Below are 24,026 nucleotides of genomic sequence, written 5' to 3'. Positions count from 1 at the left end.
CCGTCCTTTCCGGTGGTTCATGAGGTCGGTGCGCGAGCCGCGGTTCCGCGGCTCCCGGTCACACCGAGCGGTCCTGGTCGGACCAGTAGCGATCGCGCAGCGCGCGCTTGAGGATCTTCCCGGTCGGCGCCTTGGGCAGGCTGTCGACGAACTCCACCGAGCGGGGCTTCTGGTAGGACGCGAGGTGGTCGCGCGCGGTGGCGATGATGTCGGCCTCGCTGGCCGCGCTCTCCGGCTTGAGCACCACGAACGCCTTCACGCTCTCGCCCCACTGGTCGTCGGGGACACCGATCACCGCGCACTCGAGGACCGACGGGTGCTGGTTGACCGCCTCCTCGACCTGCACCGAGTAGATGTTCTCCCCGCCGGAGATGATCATGTCCTTGGCCCGGTCCACGATGAACACGTAGGACTCGGCATCCCAGGTGGCGACGTCGCCGGTCCACATCCAGCCGTCCCGCACGGTCTGCGCGGTCAGGTCCGGCCGCCGCCAGTAACCCAGCATGTTCGCCTCGGACCGGACCACGATCTGGCCGGCCGTGCGCCCGTCCTTCGGCACGTCCACCCCGTCCGGGTCGACCACCCGCACCCGGGAGACGAACCCCTCGCGCCCGCAGGACATCAGCCGTTCGGGATGGATCCCGCGCACCGCGTCGGCGTGGTCCTCCTGCGAGAGGAAGCACATCGTGGTGCCCTCGGTCTGCCCGTAGCCCTGGATCAGCGTGCACGGAAAGTGCTCCAGCGCCGCCTTCACCACCGACGACGGCATCGGCCCGCCGCCGTACTGGATGTTGCGCAGCGAGGAGATGTCGAAGCCGGAGAAGCCCGGCACGGCCATCATCCAGTTCAGCATCGTGGTGATGCCCAGGAACGCCGACACCCGCTCGGCCTCGATGAGCTCCAGGGCCGTACGGGCCTCGAAGTTCATCAGCACCACCGGGCACCCGTGCTGCAGGTAGTTCATCGACAGCACGACCGGGATGTGGAACATCTGCCCGGTCAGCATGTAGACGTCGGTGGGCACGATGCGTTCGGCCACGGTCTGGTTGAGCATGCCGAACGCCGCGCTCCGGTGGCTGTGCAGCGCGCCCTTCGACTCGCCGGTGGTGCCGCCGGTGTAGAGGATGAAGAACGGGTCGTCGTCGCCGACCTTCGCCGCCCACTGCGGCTCGTCGTCGCTGCTGCGGGCCAGCAGGTCCTCGTAGCTGCCGTCGCCGCCGTCACCGAACTCCAGCCAGTGCGGCACGTCGACCGCCGCCTGCAGCTCGCGCGTCGTGTCCCGCCACTCGTCGGCGGCCAGGACGGCCCGCGGCTCGCCGTCGGCGATGATGCGGGACAGCTCGGGGACACCGAGTCGCCAGTTCAGCGGCTGGGCGACCAGCCCGGCCCGGCCGGCGGCGAAGTACAGCTCCTGGTACTCGATGCTGTTCTTCGCCAGGATCGCGACCCGGTCGCCGTGGTCGAGCCCCAGGCCGCCGTCGCCGGTCCCGCGCAGCCCGTTGGCCAGCCTGCGGACCCGCTCGTCAAGGGTCCGCCAGGACGTGCGCCGGCCCGCCGGGGCGTCCACCACGGCGTCCCGCTCCGGGGTGAGCGCCGCCCACTTGGCCGGGATCGTGCCGATGTTGACCATGTCGGTGCCTCAGTAGGGCAGGTCGAGGTAGATGTGCCGGGCGCGGATCCGCCAGGTCTCGCCGTCGCGGACCAGCTCGTCGCGGTACCAGCCGCTGGACAGCACCCGGATCGCCCCGTTCTCGATCGAGAGCAGCGTGAGGTTGGAGACGGTGTTCGCCGCGTCGGCGGACTCCTTCTCGATCACCAGGTTGCTGATGTTGTGCCGGCGCTGGTCGGTCTGCCCGGCCAGTGAGTCGGCGTGCAGCTTGCGGATCGCCTCGCGGCCGTCGAACGGTCCGATCGGGTCGCCGTCGCGACCGATCTGCATCGTCATCGTCGCGTTCTCGGTGAACTGGGCGGCGATGAGGTCGACGTCGTCCTCGTCGTAGCCCCACGCGGCTCTGCCCAGCACGTTCTCGATCTCCGGGCGTGCGGTCATCGCGGTCTCCTCGGTTCAGCGGGTGGGAGTGAAGGTGAGACGCAGGGACTGCGGTGCACGGGTGAAGACCCCGTACTCCGGGGGCGGCGCGCCGTCGGCGAACCGGATGTCCCCCATCGCGTCGAGGAGCTGGCCGATGCCGATCTCCAGCTCGGTCTTGGCGAGCATCGCGCCGACGCAGAAGTGCCGGCCCAGGCAGAACGCCGTGTGGTTCGCGCCGGCCGTGTACGCCCGGCCCTGGTCCAGGTCCGGCCGGAAGATGTCGAACCGGTCCGGATCGGCGTACTGGGCGGGATCGCGGTTCGCCGCACCGATCAGGCAGGTCACGGTCCGGCCCGCCTCGACGACCCCGCCGGAGAGCTCGACGTCCTCGGACGGCTGACGCATGATCATGTGCACCGGCGGGGCGAACCGCAGGGTCTCCGCGAACGCCGCCGCGATCAGCGAGTGGTCCGCGCGGACGGCCTCGAGCTGCTCCGGGTTCGCCACCAGGTTGAGCACGACGCTCGCGATCGCCTTGTCGGTGGTCTCCCCGCCCGCGGTGAGCAGCAGGCTGCAGAACGCCTTGATCTCCTCGTCGCTCATCCGGACGCCGTCGATCTCGGCGTTGCACAGGGTGGAGAGCAGGTCGTCGCCCGGGTTCGCCCGGCGGTCCCGGATGATCGGGACCAGGTAGTCCTCGAACTCCGCCTTGGTACGCAGACCTTCGGCGGTGACCTGTTCGTCGCCGGAGAGGTTCGACAGGAACCCCATGATCGAGGTGTACCAGCGGTGGAAGTGGCCGTGGTCCTCCTTCGGCAGACCGAGCATGTCCACGATGACGTTGATCGGGAACCGGGTCGCGTACTGGCCGACCAGGTCGACCTCACCGTCGGTGCGGAAGGCCTCGATCAGCACCCGCGAGTTCTCCTCGATGACCGGCACGAACTTGTTCATGAGGTCGCGGCCGCGGAAGGCCGGGGCGACGAGGTTGCGGTGCGTGGAGTGCTCCCGGCCGTCCATCTGCAGGATCGTCCGCCCGTGCACCGGTTCGAGCTGCCAGTCGTAGTTGCGGCTGGTGAACACCGCTTCCTTGAACGCACGCTCGACGTCGGCATAGCGGCTGATCACGTAGCTCTGGGTGGCCTCGTGCCAGATCAGCGGGTGGTGCTCGCGCATGACCTGGTAGGCGGTGTAGGGGTCCGCGGCGAACTCCGCGGACAGGATGTCCGGGACGGCGGGGACTGTCGAGGTCATTCGGGGTTTACCTCCGGGCGGTGAACACCATTGTCTAACGGCCGTTTGGTAGCACGGAGATTAGCAGCACACCGCGGGGGCAACAAGACCGCGACGGCGGGTACCGCGGGTACCGCTCAGCCGGTGCCGCCGGCGTCCGCGGTGCGGGTGACGGTCTGGAGCGGACCGTCCACGTCGCCGGGCACCGCACCCGGGGTGAGCAGCACCGGGAGCACGATCCCGGCCTCGCGCACGGCCGCGGCCCGGGTCGCGACGTCCACCCCGGTACCGAGCGCGCACAGCCGGTGCACCGCCTCCTCGGGCATCAGCGCGAGGGCACCGCGCCGATCACCGGAGCGCCACAGCTCGGTCGCCCGGTCGAGATCGGGGAACACCGCGCGGAAGGACTCCGCGTGCGTGGGCGCCATCGCGTACTGCAGGCAGAGCCTGCGCAGCCGCTGCATCGCCTCGTCCTGCCGGTCACCGGCGTAGGCCCAGAACGACACCATCGCCCACACGCTGCCGGGCTCCCGGCCCGCCTCCCGCTCGCCCTCGCGGACCAGGGCGAGCTTGGCCGCGATCTCGTCCACCGGCGACCAGGTGAGGAAGACCCCGTCGGCGACCCGGCCGGCCAGGCGCAGCATCTTCGGGTTCATCGCGGCGACGACGACCGGCGGCGGCTCCGGTGGGAGCAACCCCGCCCGGAACCCGTGTGTGCGCGGGTGCTCCACGTGCACCCGCTCCCCCGCCCAGGCCGCGCGCAGCGCGGCGATGTAGCCCTCGATCGTCGCGAGTGGACGCGAGTGCGACCGGCCGTGCCAGTCCTCGGTGATCATCGGGCTGCTCGCGCCCAGCCCGGCCAGGATCCGCCCCGGCGCGGCGGAGGCGAGCGTCGCGAACCCCATCGCCGCCAGTGCCGGCGATCGGGGGTACACCGTGGCGATCCCGGACCCGAGCCGGATCCGGCTGGTGCTCGCCGCGAGCACGCCGAGCATCGAGAACACCTCGGGCCCGGCCACCTCGCCGACCCACGCCGAGTCGTAGCCGGCGTCCTCCGCGGTGCGCACCAGCCGGAGGTAGTCCGGAACGGTCAGCCCGTCGTCGACGGGCAGGGTCACTCCGAGCCTCACGCCAGCACCTGGCGCCGTACGTCGCGGGTGTCGTACCAGGTCGTGACCCGGGTGATCCGGTCGGCACGGAGGTCGAACACGTCCAGCGCGGGGAACACGACCGGGCGGCCGTCGCCGAGCCGCCCGGTGAACTCGATCTCGGTGACGATCGCCTCCGGGGTCTCGATCCAGCGCGTCACCCGGTCGCAGTGCTCGGCGTAGCCCGCCAGGACCCGCGGGAAGTGCGCGAGCACCGCGGCCCGCCCGACGACCGGCTTGGCCCCGACGGTGTGGATCTCGACGTCGTCGGTGAACACCGCGGCCAGATCGTCGTACGCGTCCGCGTTGAGCGCGGCGAAGTACTGCTCGACCGGCGCCCTCACGAGCCCACCAGCTTCTTCAGCTCGGCCATCGCCCCGAACGACCAGCGGGCCAGCGACGGGTCGCCGAACGCGGTGATGTTCCAGAGCACCAGGTGCTCCAGGCCGGCCTCGCGGTAGTCGTGGAGCTCCTCGGCGACCTGCTCGGGCGTGCCGCAGAAGGCGTAGTGCCGCACGACCTCCGGCGGGATCGCGTCGATGATCCGCAGCGACTCCGCCCGCTCGATCGTGGTCGGGATGAAGTCGTGGAACCCCGACCCGTGCGGGCCGCCGTCGAGCGGCGGCTCCACGCCGAGGTCGCGGAACACCTGGGAGGGCAGCAGCACGCACAGCGCCCGCACCAGCGGCGCCTCGGTGAGCCGCCGCACGGTCTCCTCGTCCGGTCCCATCAGGACGTAGCCGAGCATCCCCGGGGTGATCTTGTCCGGGTCCCGGCCCGCACCGTCGGCGGCCTGGCGGATCGTGCCGAGCGACGACGCGTAGTCCGGCGCGGTCATCTTGGTCGGCAGCCAGCCGTCGGCCTTGGTACCGGTGAGCCGCAGCATCCGCGGTCCGTGCGCGGCGGTCCAGATCTCCGGCGGGTCGTCCCCGTAGGGCGCCAATCCCAGGACCGCCCTGTCCAGGGTGTGGAACTTCCCCTGGTAGTCGACGGGCCCGTCGGCCTCCCAGAGCAGCCGCATCACGTCGATGCCCTCGGACAGCTTCGCGACGGGCTTCTCGAAGTCCATCCCGTACGGCGTGACGTTGAGCTTCTCCCCGGACCCCAGGCCGATGATCGCCCGGCCCTTCGTGACGTGGTCGAGGGTCAACGCGGTCGCCGCGGCCATCGCCGGGTTGCGCCGGATCAGGTCGGTCACGACGACCCCGACCTTGATCCGCTCGGTCTGCGCCCCCACGACCCCCATCATGATCATCGGGTCGAAGTAGGTGTGCGGGTTGGGCTGGACCTCGGCGAGCGGGGTCAGGTCCGGCGTCCACATCGTGTCGGCGTGCCAGCCCATGAGGTGATCGGGCCACCAGACGGCGTCGTAGCCCTCGTCCTCGCTGCGGCGGGCGAACTTCACCGCGGTCTCGGCGGGCGGCATGATCTGCCCCGGGACCCCCAGCTGCAACCTGCGCAACTCAGTACCTCCACCCGTCGCCGAAGGTGGGGATCCGGCCACCGAGGTAGTCCTCGACGCAGGTCAGCGCCGCCCGCGCGGCACGGTCGGTGCCGATCCCGCGGCTGCGGAAGGTCTCGCTCGCGAACCACAGGCCCTCGACGTTCGGCGCCCGCCAGTGCGGGCGGTACTTCCCTACCAGCCCGGGCATCTGGATCACCCCGAAGCTCGGCTCGAACACCAGGTGCCGTCGCCGCCAGAGCGGCTTCGCGAAACCCGGCCACATGGTCTCGGCGTCGCGCTCGAACGCCTCCATGGTGGCCCGGCACCACTCCTTGTCCCGGCCCTTGGCGCCCGGGATGATCGCCCCCATCACGTGCAGGTGGGTGCCCTCCGGCGAGCAGCTCGGATCCATCGCGCTCTGGTCGAACATGAAGCCCGAGCAGTCGGTCGACGGCGTCGCGGTCCAGGTGGCGAGCTCGCGCGGGTCGAACTGGGTGACCGGCTCCTCGGTGGCCAGGTAGAGCCCCAGCCAGGCGATCCGGAACTTGTCCTGGGCCAGGAACTCGATCTGCGAGGCGTACCACTCGGGCAGCGCCGACCGCGGCACGACGTTGAGCACGTTCCACACCGGCAGTGTCGAGATCACCGCGTCGGCCTCGAGGATCTCCTCCTCGAAGAACTCGTTGGGCAGCACCTTGGGCTCGCGCCCGACCGCCACGCCCTTCACGGCGCCGTTCTCGATGATCACCCGCTCGACGCTCGTCCCGAGCCGCAGCTCACCGCCGTTCGACGTGATCGCATCGGCCAGGTCCCGCCAGATCCCGTCCCAGCCCTGGCCGGGCCAGCAGGAGTACGCGGCGGTGCCCTTCTCCTCGAAGTGCATCTTGCGCACGTAGAGGTTGTCGCTGGCGGAGTGGTCGTACCAGTTGTCGGTCATGCACTCCAGGACGGAGATGAACTCGAACAGGTCCACCACGCCCTGGTCGTCGGTGTACTGGTGGATCCACTCGCGCAGCGAGCGGTCGTCCCAGGCGTCGAGCTCCTCGTACGGGGTGTTGACCAGTGCCTTGATCACCTTCTTGAGCTCGGTCCGGTCGGTGTACCGGTCCCGGATCGACCCCCAGCCCTTGCCGTTCTCCCAGATCGGCATGTCGTTGCTGACCTCGCCGTGGATCAGCTCCTTGCCGACGTGCTCGAACACCTTGGTGATGCCCGAGCCGCCGTCCTCGATCAGGTGCCCGCCGAGGTTGACGGTGAACCCCTCGTCCGGCACGGCCATCGCGCGCCCGCCCAGGTACGGGCTGCGGTCGAGCACCACGACCCGTTTGCCCTCCTTGGCCAGCAACGCTCCGGCCGACAACCCGGCCGCTCCGGCTCCGATCACCACGACGTCGTAGCTCGGCATGACACCTCTCTCGTCCGAACGATGGTTCAACTCTGGTCGGCCGGGGCCGCCGTGTCGACGGTCCCGCCGCCGACGGCGACGAGCGCGGTCCCGCTCAGCACCCGGACCGGGCCGGGATCACCCGGGCGGAAGGCGTCCAGCCAGACCTCGCACTCCACCGGCTGCTCCCCCGCCGGTCCGGCCGGACCGGGTACGGCCGTCACCCGGCCGCCGGCGACCACCCGGTCACCGGCGAAGACGTTGGCCGCGAAGCGCAGCCGGAGCTCCCGGATCCGGTCCGGGCCCCCGGTGTAGCCGATCAGCATGTTCTGCAGGTAGGCCAGGTTCAGCGGCCCCTGGTTGACGACCCGGTCGCCCATCCCGAGCGCGCGCACCGCCTCGGGGTCCAGGTGGATCGGGTTCGGGTCCGCCAGCAGCACCGCGAACCGCGCCATCGGGCCCGCGCCGACCGACTCGAGGCACCACGGCGGCAGCTCGTCCCCCACCCGCGGGCTCATCGCGGCCGCCGCGGGAAGACGAAGGAGGTGCGGACCCGGGCGTACGGCTCGGGGTCGCCGTCGCCCAGCACGTCGAGGCCCATCGTCACGATGTCGAAGACACCGGCCCGGGCACCGGACTTGCGCACGACGTCGTCGATCCCGCCGCGCACGAGGTACTCCGCACCGATCCGCAGCGGCGCCCGCTGCTCGACCGACCACTCGCCGAGCATGACGCCGTCGGCGGTGCCGGCGTGGCACAGCGCGAACAGGGAGTCCAGGTCGATCCCGATGCCGCCCTGCGCGACCAGGAACACCATCAGCGGGTGCGCGGTGTCGCCCTCCGCCGGGGCGGCGCCGGCGACCTCCCGCAGTTCAAGCTCGGCGGCCGCGTCGATCCGGTAGCGGGCACCGGGGAACCGGTGCCCGACCAGGCTGCGCACCCTGTCCTCCGCGACCACACCCATGTCCCAGCCCCTCTCCACCACACCCGACGCTTGTCCACCGTCGACCGGAAGGGCTAGTTTGTCAAACGATTGGTAGATGAGGAGGTGGCGATGATGCCACTGCCCACCGTCCGCGCCGCGGCCGAACCGTGAGCGAGATCGAGCACCGCACGTTCTGCCGCTTCTGCATCTCGGTGTGCGGGCTACGGGTGCGCACCGACGGGGACCGCGTCGTGTCGGTCGCCGGCGACCGCGACCATCCGGTCACGGCCGGCTACACCTGCCCCAAGGGCCGGTCACTGGCCGAGTTCCACCACCGGCCGGACCGGCTCGACCACCCGATGCTCCGCCGCGACGGCGAGCTGGTCCGGGTGGAATGGCCGGAGCTGCTCGACGATCTCGCCGGCCGGCTGCGCCGGCTGGTCGACGAGTCCGGCCCGGACGCGGTGGGCACCTTCCTGGCCACCGCGGCGTCCTTCGACCCGGCCGGGCGCACCGCCGGGATGCGCCTGCTGCAACGGCTGGGCTCACGCAGCGCCTACTCCTCGGCCACGGTGGACACCCCGGGCAAACCGCTGGTGGCCGAGCTCATGGGCGGCTATCCCGGGCTCATCCCCGCCCTCGACCACGAGGACGCCACGCTCACCCTGCTCGTCGGCACCAACCCGGTGGTCTCGCACGGGCACCTCAACGCGCTGCCGGTCCCGACCGCCGCGCTGCGCCGCCTCGCCGAGCGCGGCGAGGTGTGGGTACTCGACCCGCGGCACACCGAGACCGCGCGGCTCGCCACCCGCCACCTCGCCCCGCGCCCGGGGACCGACCACGCGGTGCTCGCGTTCCTGGTCCGGTCGCTGCTCGCCGAGGGCGCCGACACCGACTTCCTGGACGAGCACACCGAGGGCGCCGACGAGCTCGCCGCGGCCGTCGACCGGTTCGACCGGGAGACCACGGCCGCCTGCACCGGCCTGCCGGGCGCCGATCTCGACGACCTCGTCCGCGCCGTACGCCGGCACGGCCGCCTGGGCGGGCTGACCGGGACCGGGGTGTCGATGTCGGGCACCGCGAACGTCTCGGAATGGCTGCTCTGGGCGTTGCTGCTGGTCACCGGCTCGTTCGACCGGCGGGGCGGGATGTGGTTCCATCCCGGCTTCCTCAGCCAGCTCGACCGGCGCCGGTTGCGCCGCTACGACGGCTCGGCCCAGCCGGGGCCACGCAGCCGCCCGGAGCTGCCCGGCCGCTACGGCGAGCTCCCGGCCGCGGCGCTGGCCGGTGAGATCGAGGCCGGGAACCTGCGTGCGCTGCTGGTCGGCGGCGGCAACCCGGTGCTGGCGCTGCCACAGCCGGCCGCCGTCGCCCGGGCGCTGTCCCGGCTCGACGTGCTCGCGGTGATCGACGTGCTGCCCACCGCCACCACCGCGCTCGCCACCCACGTGCTGCCGGCCGCCGGTCAGCTCGAACGCGCCGACCTGCCGCTGTTCGTCGACCGGTACCTGTCCACGATGGTCACCCAGTACACCGCGGCCGTGGTACCGCCCGCCGCCGAGCGCCGTCCGATGTGGTGGGTGTTCGCGCAGCTCGCCGACCGGCTCGGGATCAGCGTGCTGCCCGACGGGCTCGACCCGGACACCGCCGTCGACGACGACCTGCTGGCCGAGCTGGGCGGGCGCGGGCGCGTCGGGTTCGCCGAGCTGCGCGACGCGGACGGCCCGGTGCTCGGCGAGTCCGCGGTGCACGGCTGGGTGACCGGCAGTCTCCCGGCGGGCCGCTGGCAGCTGGCTCCGGAGCCGCTGGTGCACCAGCTCGCCGCGACGCCGTCGGCCCCGGCGGACCCGGAGTCGCTGACGCTGGTCGCCCGGCGCCAGGTGCGGCACCTGAACTCACAGCTCGCCGACGACAGCGGGCGTACCGGCCGGGAGGCGCCCGCCGCGACCCTGCACCCGTCGGACGCCGCCGCACGGGGGGTCTCCGACGGACAGGCCGTCCGGGTGCGCAGTGCGCACGGAGCGCTGCGCGCCACGGCACAGTGCGACGAGGGTCAGCTGGGGGGCACCGTGTCGGTGCCGCACGGCTGGGCCGATCCGGCCGTCGGGTCGCTCACCTCGGACGCGGCGGACATCGACCCGCTGACCGGGATGGTGCTGCAGACGGCGGTGCCGGTGACCGTGACCCCGGGTCCCTCCGACTGCTCGGGCAGCCCGCCGCACCGTTCGACCAGTTCACCGGGAAACCACCCGAAGAGCCCATGACAATCAAACGGTCGTCTGGCACAACTGGATCACTCCTTCCCCGATGCTGTGACAGGAGAGCTCATGCCGGGCCGAACCGTCCCGACCGTCACCGAACCCGAGGACCCCGCCGTGGGTCCGGGTGCCGACCGTCCCTCGTCCACCCGGTCCCGCCGCCCCGTCGCGGCCACCACCCTGGGGGACCTGCTGCACCGCAGGGCGGCCGAGCACCCGGCGCGCGAGGCGATCGTGTTCCCGGCCGAGCGGGCGAGCTACGGCGAGCTGGCCGACCGGGCGCACGCACTCGGTCGCGGCCTGCTGGCCCTCGGGGTGGCGCCGGGTGACCGCGTGGGGATCCTGCTGCCCGCCTCGGTCGACCTGGTCGCGCTGCTGGTCGCGGTGACCGACGTCGGCGCGATCGCGGTGCCGATCAACGCACGGTTCAAGGCGGTCGAGCTCTCCGGGATCGTCGCGCACTCCGGGATGCGGGTACTGGTGACCGCGCCGCCGCAGCCGGGCGAACCGGACTTCCTCGACCTGCTCGCCGAGACCTTCCCGCACCTGGCCGGGTCCGGTCCCGGGGAGCTCGTCCTGCCCGAGGCGCCCGAGCTGCGCCACGTGGTGCATCTCGGCGGGCCGGGCGGGGCGGGGATCGTCGCGGGTGCCGAGTTCGACGCCCTCGCCGCCGGCACCGACCCGGCCGCGGTCGAACGGGCGGCCCAGGGCGTGCGGGTCCGCGACACCGCGCTGCTGGTCTACACCTCGGGCACCACCGCATCGCCGAAGGGCGCCATGCTCAGCCACGAGGCGGTGACCCGGCTCGCGGACGGCATCGCCCGCGAGCGGATGCCGCTGTCCGGTGCGGACCGGGTGTGGACGGCGATCCCGCTGTTCCACGGCGGGGGGATCACGTTCGCGCTGAGCTGCCTGACCGCGGGGGCCACCTTCGTGCACCCGCGGTTCTTCGACCCGTCCACGACCCTGGACCTGCTGGTCCGCGAACGGGTCACCGTCGCGCTCGCGGCGTTCGAGACGATCTGGATGCCGGTGCTGAACCGGCCGGACTTCGCCGAGCACGACCTGAGCCGCATCCGCGTCGTGATGGCGGTGGGGGTGCCGGAACGGCTGCGCACGATGGCCGCGCGGCTGCCGCACGCGGTGCACGTGTCGTGCGTGGCGATGACCGAGTCCTCGGCGTTCCTCACCCTCAACCGGCTCGACGACCCGCCCGCCGCGCGGGCGGAGACCGGCGGGCACCCGATGCCGGGGATGCAGTGCCGGGTCGTCGACCCGGAGTCCGGTGCCGACCTGCCGCCGGGCACACCGGGCGAGCTGCTGTTCCGCGGCCCGAACGCGTTCGACGGCTACTTCCGCGACCCCGAGCTCACCGCCCAGGTCTTCGACGAGCACGGCTGGTTCCACAGCGGCGACGTGGTCGTCGCCGACGAGGACGGGCGGCTGACCTTCCTGTCCCGGCTCAAGGACATGCTGAAGGTGGGCGGCGAGAACGTCTCCGCGGCCGAGGTCGAAGGCCACCTGCTCGGGCACCCGGCGGTCGGCATCGTGGCCGTGGTCGCGGCGCCGGACGCCCGCTACGTCGAGGTGCCCGCCGCGTTCGTCCAGCTCGCGCCGGGCCAGGAGGCCACGGAGCAGGAGCTCGTCGACTTCTGCGTCGGGCGCATCGCGTCCTACCGGGTACCCCGCTACATCCGGTTCGTCACCGAATGGCCGATGTCCGGCACCAAGATCCGCAAGGTCGAGCTGCGCAGGCGGATCGCCGCCGAGCTCGACGATGCGGGCGTCACCGAGGCGCCGCGGGTCGACGGCCGGCACGGCTGACTCCCCGCCTCCTCCCCCTGTCCCCCGACAAGGAGATCCGCATCATTGGCCGTACCCGTCCGGGCGCCTACTCCACCGGGCCGAACAACTGGGGCCGCCGGGGTGACGACGACGAGCGGTGCACCCACGAGTTCCAGTGGAACGACCAGGCCAGCTGCCTGCCGAGGAGGGACTGACCATGAGCGGTGTCGTGCTCGCACCCGGTGCCCCGCGCACGATCGGTGACTGGATCCGGGACGCCGCGCAGCGCTACGGCGACCGGACCGCGCTGGACGTCGTCGGCCGGGAGAAGACCTACCTCGGTGTCGACCGCGACTCCGACCGGATGGCCGCCGGACTGCACGCGCTCGGCCTGGCCCGCGGCGAGCGGGTCTGCGTGATGATGCGCAACAGCTTGGAGAACATCGACGTCTGGTTCGCCCTGTGCAAGTCGGGGCTGATCGAGGTGCCGGTCAACACCGCGGCCCGCGGCTTCGCCCTGCGCTACCTGCTCGAGCAGTCCCAGGCCTGCGCCGTGGTCTGCGACGCGGAGTTCGCCCAGCGGGTCACCGAGGCCGCCGAGGGGCTCGAGCTGCTGCGCCACATCGTGGTGCACGGCGAACCGGGTGCGGACCCGGGACCGGCACTCGCGGATCTCTACCTCGACGAGGAGCCGCCGCGGCCCACCCTGGACCGGACCGACACCGCGGTGCTGCTCTACACCTCCGGGACCACCGGACCGTCGAAGGGCGTGGTGCTCGGCCACGAGGCGAACCTCAACCTGGCCCGGCACACCGCGCATCTGATGGGCTACACCCCCGAGGACCGGCTCTACACCGCGTTCCCGCTGTTCCACATCAACGCCAAGTACACCAGCGTGATGGCGGCGATGGAGGCCGGCGGGATGCTGGTGATGGACGACCGCTTCTCGGCAGGCCGGTTCTGGGACATCTGCAGGGAGAAGCGGGTCACCGCGTTCAACTACCAGGGCGCGCTGCTGATGATGCTCTACAAGCAGCCCGAGCTTCCCGACGACGCCGACAACCCGGTCCGGGCCGGTTTCGGCGCGCCCTGCCCGGTGGAGATCTGGGAGCCGTTCGAGCGCCGGTTCGGGGTCCGGCTCACCGAGGTCTACGGCATGACCGAGATCGCGATCGCGACCCAGCGACGCCCGGAGGACGACGCCCCGCGCGGCTCCGCGGGCCGGGAGAGCCCGAACTTCACCGTTGCGGTGGTCGATGAGCACGACCGTCCGGTGCCCCCGGGCGAACCGGGCGAGATCGTGGTCCGCCCGAAGAAGCCGGGGATCATGATCGACGAGTACTTCCGGATGCCCGAGGAGACCGTGCGGGCGTTCCGCAACCTGTGGTTCCACACCGGGGACCGCGGCCGGATGGACGCCGACGGTGTCCTGTACTTCATGGACAGGCTCAAGGACTCGATCCGCCGCCGCGGTGAGAACATCTCCTCCTGGGAGGTCGAGCAGGTCGTCTGCGCGCACCCGGACGTCGCCGAGGCCGCCGCGTACGCGGTGCCCTCGGAGCTGGGCGAGGACGAGGTGATGATCGCGGTCGTGGCGCAGCCTGGCGCCGCACCCACCCCGGAGCAGCTGCTGGATCACTGTCAGGAGCAGATGGCCTACTTCGCGGTGCCGCGCTTCGTCCGGTTCCTCGACGAGCTGCCCAAGACCCCCAGCCAGCGGGTGCAGAAGTTCCGGCTACGCGAGGACGGCGTCACGGCCGACAACTGGGACCGCGACGCCGCCGGCTACACCGTGCGCCGCTGAGTGACCGCGCGGATCAGCCGCCGAACAGGTCGCGGGCGACGGCGGCGGCACGATCGGCAGCCCGTCGGTCCAACCGCGGTCGAAGAACAGCTCCTGGACGTCGGCGTCGTCGACCTCGATCAGGTCGGTGTCATCGGCCATGGCGGGCTTCCCTCCGCGCGAGGAACGCCGACACCGCGGCCCGGTGTTCGGCGGTGGTGAACAGCAGTGCGGTCGCCTCGACCGACTCGCGCATCGCCGAGCCGGTGTCGCGGTTGACGAACTGCTTGCCGACCCGCACGGCCAGCCGCGGGTTCGCCGCGATCCGGGCGGCGACCGACGTCGCGGTCGCCAGCAGCTCGGCGTCCGGCACCACGAACTGGACGAGCCCGGCCCGCTCGGCGGTACGGGCGTCGATCGCGTCGCCGGTCAGCGCCAGGTAGCGGGTCCAGCCGCGGCCCATGACGTCCGGCCCGCGGAGCACCCCGAAGCCCGGCGTCAGCCCGACCGTCGGCTCCTTGAACGCGAACGTGGCCGACTCGGCGGCGACCACGACGTCGCAGGTCAGGGTGAGCTCGGTGCCGCCGCCGAAGGCCAGGCCGTTGACCGCGCCGACCACCGGGCTCTGCGCGAGCTCGACGGCGTGGAAGCCGTCGTAGACCAGCCGCAGGTGGGCACGGACGGCGTCGGTGTCACCGTCGAGCGCGGCGAACGAGTCGATGTCGCCGCCTGCCGAGAACGCCCGCCCGGAACCGGTGAGCACGGCGGCGCGCACGTCGTCCCGCTCGTCGAGGTCCCGCATCACCGCGGCCAGGTCCCGGAAGAAGTCCGGGTCCATCGCGTTGAGCCGCTCCGGACGGTCCAGCGTCACGACCACCACGCCGTCGTCCGGTCCGTCGTCGACCCGCAGGGTCCGGTACGTCACCACGACCTCCTCGTCCGTGACGTGTGCCACTCGCCTACCATACGGTCGTTTGATATGAAGGTACAGTGCCGAACCCGATCCGGCCCTTCGACGAGGCGCTGACGCTGGTGCCCGACGGCGCCCGCCTGGGCGTCGGCGGGGTGCTGCTGCGGAGGAAGCCGATCGCCTTCCTCGACGCGCTCGCCACCGCCGGTCGCCGTGACCTGCGGGTGCACTCCTTCCTGGCCTCGCTCGACGCCGAGCTGCTGGCCGTGCGCGGCGCGCTGGCCGAGATGCACAGCGGCTACGTCGGTTTCGAGCAGCTGGGCCGGGCCATCGGGTACGAGGCCGCCGTCCGGGCGGGGCGGCTCACCGCCCACGAGTACAGCGAGCTGCTGTTCGTCACCGGGCTGCGCGCGGCCGGGGCCGGGCTGCCCTTCCTGCCCACCCGCGGCGCGACCGGCAGCGACCTGCTCGCCGAGCTCGGTCTGCGCGGGGTCACCTGCCCCTACACCGGCGAGGAGGTGGTCGCGGTGCCCGCGATGCGCCTGGACGTCGCGGTCGTGCACGCCTCGGCCGCGGGCGCGGACGGCACCGTGCTCGGTCCCGCCGAGGCGGACTTCCTGCACGACGCCGACGCGGTCCTCGCCCGGGCCGCGGACGTGGTGATCGTGACGGTGGAGCGGATCCTCGACGACGAGCGGGCGCACGCGGCGCGGCACCGCGCGCTGCTGTTCGGGCACGAGGTGGACGCGGTCGTCGTCGCCCCGGGCGGGGCGCGGCCGACCGCGCTGCCCGGCGAGTACCCGGCCGACCTCGCCGGGCTCCGCCGGTACCTGGCCGATCCCGGCGGCGGCCTCGACCCGTTGCTCGCGGCGGCATCCGCTGCCGCCGCAGCGGGGACGGGGGCGCGGCGATGAACGCCGACCCACGCGCGGTCGCGAACCGGGTGATCTGGAACCTGGCCCGGCAGTGCAGGCCGGACGACGTGGTGATCGTCGGCGTGGCGACGCCGCTGGCCGCGGCCGCCGTCCTGCTGGCCCGAGAGCTGCTCGTGCCGGACCTGACGGTGCTGCTCGGCACCGCGGTCTCCCCGCGCACGCACGACATCGCCGAGGGACTGGTCGACGCCGCGGCGGCGAGCAGGCACGCGGCCGGGGACTACCGCCAGACCGAGGTGCTCGACGCGCTCGGCCGGGGCCGGGTCACCCTGCAGTTCGTCAGCCCGGCCCAGCTCGACGGCGACGGCGCGATCAACGCCAGCCGCGTCCCGGACCGGGACGGCGGGCTGCAGCGGCTGCCCGGCAGCCTGGCGCTGGCCGACACGGCCGCGCTCGTCGGGCGGCTGGTCGCCTACCGGGCCGCGCACAGCCGGCGGTTCCTGGTCGAGCGGGTCTCGTTCGTCACCGGCGCGGGCCGGCGCACCGGGCGCGGGATCCACGCCGCGGTGACCGACCGCGCCGTCATCGACTTCGCGAGCGGCCCGCCCCGGCTCGCCGCGATCGCGGGCGGCGCCGACCGCGACGACGTGAGGGCCGACTGCGGGTTCGCGCTCGGCACGGCACCGTCGCCCGCCGTGATGGAGGAGCCCCCGGCCGCGGCGGTGGCCCTGCTCGACACCGTGATCGACCCGCAGCTGACCCGCCTGCTGGAGGTGCCCGCTGCCCGCGCCGAGGCGCTGGACCGCTGGGAGCGCCTGGTCGGCGGCTGAGGAGGCGTCTCTACAGGCCGTCGCCCGGTCGCTCAGAGGAGGGCGCCGCCGGAGACCTCGATGCGCTGGGCGGTGACCCAGCGCAGGCCCTCGGAGGCCAGCGTGGCGATGGCGTCGCCGATCTCCTCAGGTTCGCCGACGCGGCCGAGCGCGGTCTGTCCGGCCAGAACCTGGCGCATCTCGGCGTCGTCCCGCATCGCGCCACCGTTGAAATCAGTGGCGGTCGGTCCCGGGGCGATGGAGTTGACCCGGATTCCGCGCGGGCCGAGTTCCGCGGCGAGGGTGCGGCTCAAGGCTTCGACGGCGGCCTTCGAGGCGGAGTAGACCGAGGTGGCGGGGCTGGTGTGGCGGGTCAGTGACGTCGAGACGTTGATGATGCGGCCGCCTCGGGTCAGCAGCGGCACAAGTGACCGGATGAGGAAGAACGTGCCCCGGACGTTGGTGCCCATCACCGTGTCGAAGTCGTCGATCGTGACGTCCTCCAGCGGTCCGAAGATCCCCACTCCCGCGTTGTTGACCACGATGTCGAGCCGCGAAGCACCCCAGCGCTCCAGCTGCTCGCTCAGTTCGGAGGTGAAGGACGCGAAAGAGGAGACGTCGCTGATGTCGAGCCGGAGAACAGCGGCAGTCCCACCCACCGCCTGCACCTGCTCCACCGTCTTCTCAGCCCCGGCCGCATCACCGCGGTGGGTGACCAGGACCCGCACCCCGCGTGCGGCCAGAGCGATGGCCGCGCCGCGTCCGAGCCCGCGATTCGCACCGGTCACCAGAGCGATCTCGTCGATCGTCATGAACTGCTCCTCCACTGCGCGGCTACCGGAACTCACCCGGGCACCCCAGATAGGAGGCGAGTCACTCGACTCGCCTTACTCTCGTACCGTAAGCAGGGCTCTCGAGGCGAGTCAAGTGACTCGCCTCGGGTCTGCGACATACTGCCCGCATGGCAGCAGGACTCTCCGCACACCACCGCAGACTCGCTGAACAGAAACGCGAGGCGATCACCACCGCTGCCACGGAGCTGTTCCTGGATCGTGGCTACGACGGCACCTCACTGGCCCGGATCGCCGACGCGGCCGGGGTCTCGAAGTCCACCCTGTTCAAGCGGTTCCCCACCAAAGCGGCCCTCTTCGAGGCCATCGTCACCGAGTCCTGGCAGCGTGACGCCGGCGACGCTGCCACGCAGCCACAGACCGGAGACCTGCGCTCCGGACTGACAACGGTCGGCCACCGCTATGCCGACCTGATCGGCCGGCCCGGCATGACGGCCCTGTTCCGGATCGTCATCGCCGAACTGCCTCGTTTCCCCGAACTGGGACGGATGCAGTTCGAGCTCGGCAAACTGCCCTACTTCACCTCGGTTCAGCACTACCTGGAATCCGAACACGAGGCGGGCAACGCTGATGTGCCCGACGCCGAGAGCGCCGCGAACCAGTTCCTCGGCATGATCGCCAACTACGTCCTGTGGCCCCGCATGCTGCTGACCGACTGGGACCCCACAGCCTCCGACATCCACGACGCCGTCGAACAGGCTGTCCAGACCATGCTCGCCAGATACACCCCGACCCACCGGCCCGACCCGAAGCCGGAACGCTGACCCCGGCGCGCAATGCTCGTTCCGCCTCGTACGCACCACCAGCTGACGGCCCGCCGCGAGCTGACGGCCCACCACCAGCGGTGATCATCCGTTCAGTGTCGATCGGTGCCATCCGTGGCACCGATCGACACTGATCGGACGATCACCCGCAGGTCGGCGGGCTGACGGGTCCGCTGCGTGCCCACGGGTTCGCCGCAGCCAGTGGGTGCAGCCGCCGAGTTCCTCCCGCAGCCCCGTCGCGAGTACGAGAACCGCGTCAGCACGCTCGCGCCGATCGGATCATGATCGTTCTCAGGGCCGACGGCTGTACCGATGTTCCCGAGGCCGGACACCGCGTGGACCGCGCTCGACATCGGGGGGACTGTCGTTCCCATCCGCTGAGAACACGGCGCGTGTGGCACACCCGCCCCGCTCGCGGGCCCCGACGAGGTCACGGGCGGCGCAGTCCCGTAGCGCACCCCGCGGGCTTCGAGTTGCAGGCCAACAAGGTCCATGACCAGCAGGGGCCAGGGGTGGTGCTTCACCCGGTGCCAGACCCGCTCGGATCAACCCCACCGATCAAACGTCGGTCAGACGTCGGACAGCACGCTCAGTGACACCACGTCGAACACGTCTGGGCCGATTCGGGGCCCCACTCGTCAGTGTGGCCAAGCAACGGATATACCCGTTATAGTCGATACCGCCTCCTGACCGTCCGGGAGGCGTTGCACGGTAACCGGCAGGGCGGCTTTTGGGACCCTGCCATGCTCATGCCGTCGCGCTCGTCATGTATTGCTCTCGGCGCCGTCTTCCTCCTCAACGGGGCCGTGTTGTCCAGCTGGGCACCCCGCATTCCCGCCGTCAAGAACGACCTGGGGTTGAGTGAACCTCAGCTGGGCATCGCACTGTTCGGCATCGCGGCCGGCTCGGTGCCATCGCTGCTACTCACCGGCCGTCTGCTGCGCAACGTGTCGACGAGGTCGGTGTGCCGGACGGCGAGCCTGCTGTTCGCCGGCTCATTGCCATTGGTCGCATTGGCTGATGGCCTGCTCTCGCTGACACTCGTACTGGTCCTGCTCGGCTGCGCGAGCGGCGCCCTGGATGTGGGTATGAATGTCGCGGCGATCGAGATGGAGGCAGAACGCGAGACGGTCCTCATGCCCGGGTTTCACGGCATGTACAGCGCCGGAGTGCTGATCGGGGCGACCACCGGTGGAGTGGCGGCCGTTCTCGCGACACCGGTCGGATGGCACTTCGGCATGGTCGCAGCAGTACTGCTGGCCACACTGCTCGCAGTGTGGTCTGGCCTGATGCCGACCGGGCACCGCCCGATGCCTGCCCCTGGACGGACCACGAGGCCGATGCGCATCGGTGGGCGAATGCTTCTGCTGCTCGCGCCGCTCGGCGTGGCAGCGCTGCTGCTCGAGGGCATGCTGACCGACTGGTCAGCTGTGCTCGCCGCCGGGGAACCGTTCGCCCACAGTGGGATTGCCGCCAGCATCGTCGCGGTCCTGAGCGCCTCGATGATGCTCTCCCGTCTCCTGGCGGCCCCGGTCATCCGGGTGGCCGGGAGCCGCTTGGTCGTGATGGCCTCCGGTCTCGTCCTGTTGACAGCGATCCCGAGTGCGTCATTGCAGTCCAGCCCGGAGCTGCTGCTGGTCGGTGTAGGCGTGGCCGGCTTGGCGCTCGGGCCCTTGTTCCCGATGGTGATGAGCACCGCCGGCGCACGGGATCCGGCAAACGCTGGATCGCTCACAGCTCGGATTACCGCCGTCGGCTACCTGGCCTACCTCGCCGGTCCACCCGGAGTCGGTCTGCTGGCCGGCACCGTCGGCCTGCCGCCGGCCCTCGCAATCGTCGGTTGCACCGCAGCCCTCGTCCTACTCGTACTGGGCGCTGTCGGCCTCGCCACCACGGCGACGGCCGCGCCCCATCAATAACCCGCCGACCGCGTCCGTCGATCGATGTCGTCCGCGATCCCCTCACACGGAAAGGCCGTGTCCATCGATATACGGAATCCACGAGGTCGCCCTCCGCGAAAAGAGTCTCAGTTCCCTGTCCGAAGTCCTACCACGCGCGCGAATAGAGGCGTTCACGACTGGCTGTCACCGCTGGAACCAACGCCGCGCCACGACTATCTGGAATATCAACTCAACCGGGGACGGTGGCGGCGTAGCCGAACTGACCCGAGCATTTGGAAGATTCTTCCTCGCCGCGGGGTCCGGATTGGATGGTTGGCCATTGACGCGTCGAGCGAGTTCTTCACCATCACAAAGCGGATAGAGAACGGTGTGTCCGGTGCCGCAGGAGACTCCGGCCCGCTCGGTCCGAACGAGCAACGCGTGTCTCCGATGCCCGCACCCGAAGCGACCGAGGGCATATGGGCAGCCATGGAGCACCGCTACGAGCAACCTGAAACGGACTTCGTAGCGGACGCCCTCCACGATGACCAAGTTTCGCGGTGACGATGGGCCGCTGCGCCCGTGAGGCGACAGCGTCCGATCGTCGAGGCACGTCACGGTGCCCCGGGGATCCGGCGACACCTCCGGCATGCCGGTCGCGCAGCAGGGACAGCAGCAGCGGGCCGGCACGCACGCGAGCAGGTAACCGATCCACAGCGTCGTAGCGCCGCTGACCCAGCAGGCGCTGCGAAGGGCACCACGACCGGGTTCCACCGCCGGTTTGCCGCGGGCCTCCCAGCCACACCCGCCTCACACCGCGGTGGCCTCGAGGTCCACCGGGAGCTGGATCCCGGTGACGGTGCGCGCGGTGTCCGAGGCCAGCCAGAGGACGGCGTCGGACACGTCGTCCGGGTCGGCGAGCGCGGGGTCGGTCAGCAGCTGCCGGAACGCGGGGGCGAACTCCGGGTGCTCGCGCAGCATCCGCCCGACCGGGCGGTCCTCCCCCATCGGCGTGGCCACGCCCACGGGTGCACCGAGTTCACCCGGATCCGGCGCGGCGCGAGCTCGATGGCCGCCGTCCCGGCCAGGCCGGCCACGGCGTGCTTGGACGCGCTGTAGTGCGTCTGATTTGGCAGCGCACGCAGCCCGTCTCCTGCCCGTCGCCGACCGCCCCGCGCCGGACCTCCGTGCAGCGCACCCCCCGGGGCGAGTCGGGCCGGCAGCAGCAGGGTGAGCGCTTCGGGCGAGAGACCGGTCATCCGATTGCTCCTGGGGCTCGATGATCCGGGACGCCGAGGACGGTACGGACCCGCTCAGGCGCGGGGCCGCTCGTCGACCACGCGGCGGGCCTTGAAGGTCGTCTCGGGGAGGGTCCCCGGCTCCAGCAGCCGGACCGGGACGGTGATGTTCACGGTCCGCTTGAGCGCCGCCTCGGTGCGCCCGGCCACCTCGGCCCGCCGGGCCGCGACGGCGTCGGCGGTGAGTGCGGCCTCCGCGGACACGGCGTCGTGCCCGAGCTCGGCGAGCACCTCGATCTCGTCGAGGGCACGGGTGCGGGTGACCCGGATCTGAAACTCGGGGCCCAGCTCGCCGATCGTGCGCAGCGCCGTCTCGATCGCCGAGGGGAACACGTTCGCCCCGCGGATCACGAGCATGTCGTCGAGCCGGCCGAGGACCCCCTCGGGCAGCCGGGGATAGGTCCGCCCGCACGGGCAGGTCCCGGTGTCGAGGTAGCTCTCGTCGCCCGGCGCGAACCGGATCATGGGCTGCGACTCGCGCCAGAGGTGGGTGTAGACGACCGCGCCACGGGTGCCGACCGGAGTCGGCGCGTTGAGGTCGTCGCCAGCGACGATCTCGGTGTGCACCTCGTCGGAGATCAGATGGGTGCCGGTACCCGCGGTGCAGCCGACGCTGGTCTGGAACGGGTACATCTCGGAGGTGGAGCCGGCGTCCACCACCGTCGCGCCCCAGCCCTCCTCGATGATCCGGCGAGTCCCGGGCAGGGAGCCCCCGGGTTCACCGCCGACCAGCAGCGTCCGCACGGTGCTCGCGGCCAGGTCGATCCCCATCCGCTCGGCCACCGAGAGCAGGTGGATGCAGTACGACGGCGTCGCGGTGAACACCGTCGAACCCAGCCGGGCGATCAGCTCCAGGTGCTTCTCCGAGTCGGTGACCCCGAGCGGGAACACCGTGGCACCGATGCGTTCGAGTCCCTGGAGCACGCCCCAGCCGCCGAAGAACAGACCGAAGGGGAACCCCACCTGGGCGATGTCGTCCGGCCGGATCCCGGCGCACCACTGGGCCATCGCGTGCACGTCGGCGGCGCGTTCCCAGTCCCCCGTCGAGACCGCGTACATCGTCGGTGTCCCGGAGGTGCCCGACGAGCCGTGGATCCGGGCGAGCCCGGTGCCGCCGCCGGGAGCGGTGAAGTCCCGCGTGTAGCTGCCGAACGGCGGGTGCTCGGCCTGGTCGGCGACGAGCATCTTCTTGGTGATGACGGGGACCTTCGTGGTGAAGTCCTCGAGGGTCCGGACGTGCTCGGGACGGAACCCGTGCGCGTCGTAGTGCCGCCGGTAGAACGGCAGCTCCCGGTAGACGTACTCGAGCTGGGCGCGGATCCGCTCCAGCACCAGCTTGTCCCGGACCTCGGGGGGCCGGGTCTCCCGCTCCTCGTCCCAGAAACGGGGGAACCCCCGCGCGTCGGCGTTCATCGCTTCTCCTCGGTTGCGTTCACCGTGCTCGCCGCCCGGCCCGGCGCCCACTCCGGGCGCCCGGGCCGGTCGATCACGCGCGGCCGAGCGCCACGTCCGCGAGCCGGTTGCGGCGGGCGAGGTTCTCCCGCGGCGTGAACGGCGGCGTCACGTAGCGGGCGAACAGCTCGAGCGAGCGGTTCCAGCGGTCGGTGGTCACCCAGTCCCGTGCGTTGATCAGCAGGGTGCCGAACCCGCCGGTCTCCTCCTCGAGCTCGCGGATCTGGGCGATGCAGTCGTCGGGGCTGCCGATGATCCAGGGGATCTCCTCGGCCATCCACTCGAAGGTGAGGTCCGCATCGTCCATGCCCTCGCCCTTCTTCATCAGGGCGCCGAGGCCGAGTCCCAGCAGGTACTCGTAGGACCGCTTGACACCCTCCCGGATCTCGTTCATCGCCTGGTTGCGGTTGTCCGAGACGTAGACCTCACGGCTGATGCGCCAGTTTCGACGGGCGACCGCGGGGTCGAGTCCCGCCTCGGCCGCCGCGGTGACCAGCGCGTTCGCGTGCGCCTTGAGGTCGGGAGCGCCCTCGTAGCCGCGGTTGTCGGTCGGCGCGAAGTAGACCGAGAGCGCCTTCCAGCCCTTCGAGCCGCAGCGGGCGTAGTTGTGGGTCCCGGTCAGCCCGGCGATCGAGAAGGGCGGCACCTCCTGGTACGGCCCGACCTGGATCTGGCGGTTCTCGTACTTCCAGTAGACGCCCTCGTAGGAGACCGGGTCCTCGGAGGTGAGCAGCCGCTCGATGATCTCGAGCGCCTCGTTGGTCCGCGGGGCGGCCTCGGAACGCTCCAGGCCGAACAGGGCCTGGTCGGTGGGCAGGCCCCCGCCGCCGAAGCCGTACTCGAGCCGGCCGTGCGTGAGGTGGTCGAGGAAGGCCAGTCGCTCGGCGACCTGGAACGGGTCCTGGTAGGGCAGGTTCACCACCCCGGTGCCCAGGCGGATCCGGCTGGTCACCGCCGACGCCTTGGCGATCATGTACTCCGGCACCGGGACGTTCTCGAAGCCGCCGGTGTGGTGCTCACCGATCCAGTACTCGGAGAACCCGAGCTTCTCGGCCAGGACGATGTCGTCGATGTCCCGATCGTAGGACAGCGTCCAGTTCTCGATCGGCGGGTGCTCGGGCATGGCGAACAGGCCGAACTGCATAGGTCGGGCCCTCCTGGATCTTGGTGGGAGTGAACCACCCGGCCACCGGAC

At 71.5% G+C, this 24,026-nt stretch carries 22 protein-coding genes; 7 read left to right on the top strand and 15 right to left on the bottom strand.

Annotated features, from left to right (window positions below):
- Positions 1-58: 58 nt before the first annotated feature.
- The 9 genes from JOF36_RS17345 to JOF36_RS17305 form a co-directional block, all read right to left on the bottom strand.
- Positions 59-1,630 (bottom strand): AMP-binding protein, encoded by a 1,572-nt coding sequence (locus JOF36_RS17345; RefSeq protein WP_210027979.1) that lies wholly within the window; start codon positions 1,628-1,630, stop codon positions 59-61.
- A gap of 9 nt (positions 1,631-1,639) precedes the next feature.
- Complete coding sequence (locus JOF36_RS17340; protein ID WP_210027978.1) at positions 1,640-2,050, bottom strand: nuclear transport factor 2 family protein; 411 nt, start codon at positions 2,048-2,050, stop codon at positions 1,640-1,642.
- 15 nt (positions 2,051-2,065) lie between these two features.
- Complete coding sequence (locus JOF36_RS17335) at positions 2,066-3,286, bottom strand: cytochrome P450 (RefSeq protein WP_210027977.1); 1,221 nt, start codon at positions 3,284-3,286, stop codon at positions 2,066-2,068.
- A 116-nt stretch (positions 3,287-3,402) separates the two neighbouring features.
- Positions 3,403-4,395, bottom strand: a complete 993-nt coding sequence (locus JOF36_RS17330) for an LLM class flavin-dependent oxidoreductase (protein ID WP_210027975.1) — start codon at positions 4,393-4,395, stop codon at positions 3,403-3,405.
- Positions 4,392-4,757, bottom strand: a complete 366-nt coding sequence (locus tag JOF36_RS17325; protein ID WP_210027973.1) for a nuclear transport factor 2 family protein — start codon at positions 4,755-4,757, stop codon at positions 4,392-4,394. Before JOF36_RS17325 ends, JOF36_RS17330 begins: the two co-directional genes overlap by 4 nt.
- Positions 4,754-5,875: an LLM class flavin-dependent oxidoreductase gene (locus JOF36_RS17320; RefSeq protein WP_210027972.1), complete on the bottom strand. Its 1,122-nt coding sequence runs from the start codon at positions 5,873-5,875 to the stop codon at positions 4,754-4,756. The genes JOF36_RS17325 and JOF36_RS17320 overlap by 4 nt, the downstream gene beginning before the upstream one ends.
- 1 nt (position 5,876) lies before the next feature.
- Positions 5,877-7,262, bottom strand: coding sequence for a phytoene desaturase family protein (locus tag JOF36_RS17315; RefSeq protein ID WP_210027970.1), 1,386 nt, complete (start codon positions 7,260-7,262; stop codon positions 5,877-5,879).
- 26 nt (positions 7,263-7,288) lie between these two features.
- Positions 7,289-7,759, bottom strand: coding sequence for a MaoC family dehydratase (locus tag JOF36_RS17310; RefSeq protein ID WP_210027968.1), 471 nt, complete (start codon positions 7,757-7,759; stop codon positions 7,289-7,291).
- Complete coding sequence (locus tag JOF36_RS17305; protein ID WP_210027967.1) at positions 7,756-8,205, bottom strand: hypothetical protein; 450 nt, start codon at positions 8,203-8,205, stop codon at positions 7,756-7,758. Before JOF36_RS17305 ends, JOF36_RS17310 begins: the two co-directional genes overlap by 4 nt.
- Positions 8,206-8,333: 128 nt before the next feature.
- Between JOF36_RS17305 and JOF36_RS40920 the strand changes: the two genes are divergently transcribed.
- From JOF36_RS40920 to JOF36_RS17290, 3 genes are all read left to right on the top strand, one after another.
- Positions 8,334-10,430, top strand: coding sequence for a molybdopterin-containing oxidoreductase family protein (locus tag JOF36_RS40920; protein ID WP_210027966.1), 2,097 nt, complete (start codon positions 8,334-8,336; stop codon positions 10,428-10,430).
- 63 nt (positions 10,431-10,493) lie between these two features.
- Positions 10,494-12,248, top strand: a complete 1,755-nt coding sequence (locus tag JOF36_RS17295; protein ID WP_210027965.1) for an AMP-binding protein — start codon at positions 10,494-10,496, stop codon at positions 12,246-12,248.
- Between the two features lie 178 nt (positions 12,249-12,426).
- Entirely contained in the window at positions 12,427-14,013 is a 1,587-nt protein-coding gene (locus JOF36_RS17290; protein ID WP_210027964.1) for an AMP-binding protein, read from the top strand.
- A 130-nt stretch (positions 14,014-14,143) separates the two neighbouring features.
- Here JOF36_RS17290 and JOF36_RS17285 read toward each other — a convergent pair whose 3' ends face one another.
- Positions 14,144-14,947 carry an enoyl-CoA hydratase/isomerase family protein gene (locus JOF36_RS17285; RefSeq protein ID WP_210027963.1) on the bottom strand — a complete coding sequence of 268 codons (804 nt, stop codon included), beginning with the start codon at positions 14,945-14,947 and terminating at the stop codon, positions 14,144-14,146.
- Positions 14,948-14,982: 35 nt separating this feature from the next.
- On the opposite strand from JOF36_RS17285, the gene JOF36_RS17280 reads away from it, so the two are divergent.
- A complete protein-coding gene (locus JOF36_RS17280; protein ID WP_210027962.1) occupies positions 14,983-15,816 on the top strand; it encodes a CoA transferase subunit A in 834 nt (277 codons plus the stop codon).
- Positions 15,813-16,607 carry a hypothetical protein gene (locus JOF36_RS17275; protein ID WP_210027961.1) on the top strand — a complete coding sequence of 265 codons (795 nt, stop codon included), beginning with the start codon at positions 15,813-15,815 and terminating at the stop codon, positions 16,605-16,607. The genes JOF36_RS17280 and JOF36_RS17275 overlap by 4 nt, the downstream gene beginning before the upstream one ends.
- A 32-nt stretch (positions 16,608-16,639) precedes the next feature.
- Here JOF36_RS17275 and JOF36_RS17270 read toward each other — a convergent pair whose 3' ends face one another.
- Positions 16,640-17,398, bottom strand: a complete 759-nt coding sequence (locus JOF36_RS17270) for an SDR family NAD(P)-dependent oxidoreductase (RefSeq protein ID WP_210027959.1) — start codon at positions 17,396-17,398, stop codon at positions 16,640-16,642.
- Between the two features lie 149 nt (positions 17,399-17,547).
- Between JOF36_RS17270 and JOF36_RS17265 the strand changes: the two genes are divergently transcribed.
- Both JOF36_RS17265 and JOF36_RS17260 read left to right on the top strand, forming a co-directional pair.
- Positions 17,548-18,201, top strand: a complete 654-nt coding sequence (locus JOF36_RS17265) for a TetR/AcrR family transcriptional regulator (RefSeq protein WP_210027957.1) — start codon at positions 17,548-17,550, stop codon at positions 18,199-18,201.
- A gap of 743 nt (positions 18,202-18,944) precedes the next feature.
- Positions 18,945-20,120 carry an MFS transporter gene (locus tag JOF36_RS17260; RefSeq protein ID WP_210027955.1) on the top strand — a complete coding sequence of 392 codons (1,176 nt, stop codon included), beginning with the start codon at positions 18,945-18,947 and terminating at the stop codon, positions 20,118-20,120.
- Positions 20,121-20,891: 771 nt separating this feature from the next.
- Here the strand turns inward: JOF36_RS17260 and JOF36_RS39130 are convergent.
- The 4 genes from JOF36_RS39130 to JOF36_RS17245 all read right to left on the bottom strand — a co-directional run bounded on the left by JOF36_RS39130 (position 20,892) and on the right by JOF36_RS17245 (position 23,975).
- Positions 20,892-21,101 (bottom strand): SDR family oxidoreductase, encoded by a 210-nt coding sequence (locus tag JOF36_RS39130; RefSeq protein WP_245353119.1) that lies wholly within the window; start codon positions 21,099-21,101, stop codon positions 20,892-20,894.
- Positions 21,014-21,340: an SDR family NAD(P)-dependent oxidoreductase gene (locus JOF36_RS40200; protein WP_281071485.1), complete on the bottom strand. Its 327-nt coding sequence runs from the start codon at positions 21,338-21,340 to the stop codon at positions 21,014-21,016. Before JOF36_RS40200 ends, JOF36_RS39130 begins: the two co-directional genes overlap by 88 nt.
- Before the next feature lie 54 nt (positions 21,341-21,394).
- On the bottom strand, positions 21,395-22,792 hold the full coding sequence (locus JOF36_RS17250) for a phenylacetate--CoA ligase family protein (protein WP_210027953.1): 1,398 nt from the start codon (positions 22,790-22,792) through the stop codon (positions 21,395-21,397).
- A 73-nt stretch (positions 22,793-22,865) separates the two neighbouring features.
- Entirely contained in the window at positions 22,866-23,975 is a 1,110-nt protein-coding gene (locus JOF36_RS17245) for an LLM class flavin-dependent oxidoreductase (RefSeq protein WP_210027951.1), read from the bottom strand.
- Between the last annotated feature and the right edge of the window lie 51 nt (positions 23,976-24,026).

The sequence above is a fragment of the Pseudonocardia parietis genome (assembly GCF_017876315.1).
Lineage (GTDB): Bacteria > Actinomycetota > Actinomycetes > Mycobacteriales > Pseudonocardiaceae > Pseudonocardia > Pseudonocardia parietis.
The sequence above is the reverse complement of the archived record's forward strand: the minus strand, read 5'-3'. Positions and strand labels throughout refer to the sequence as shown.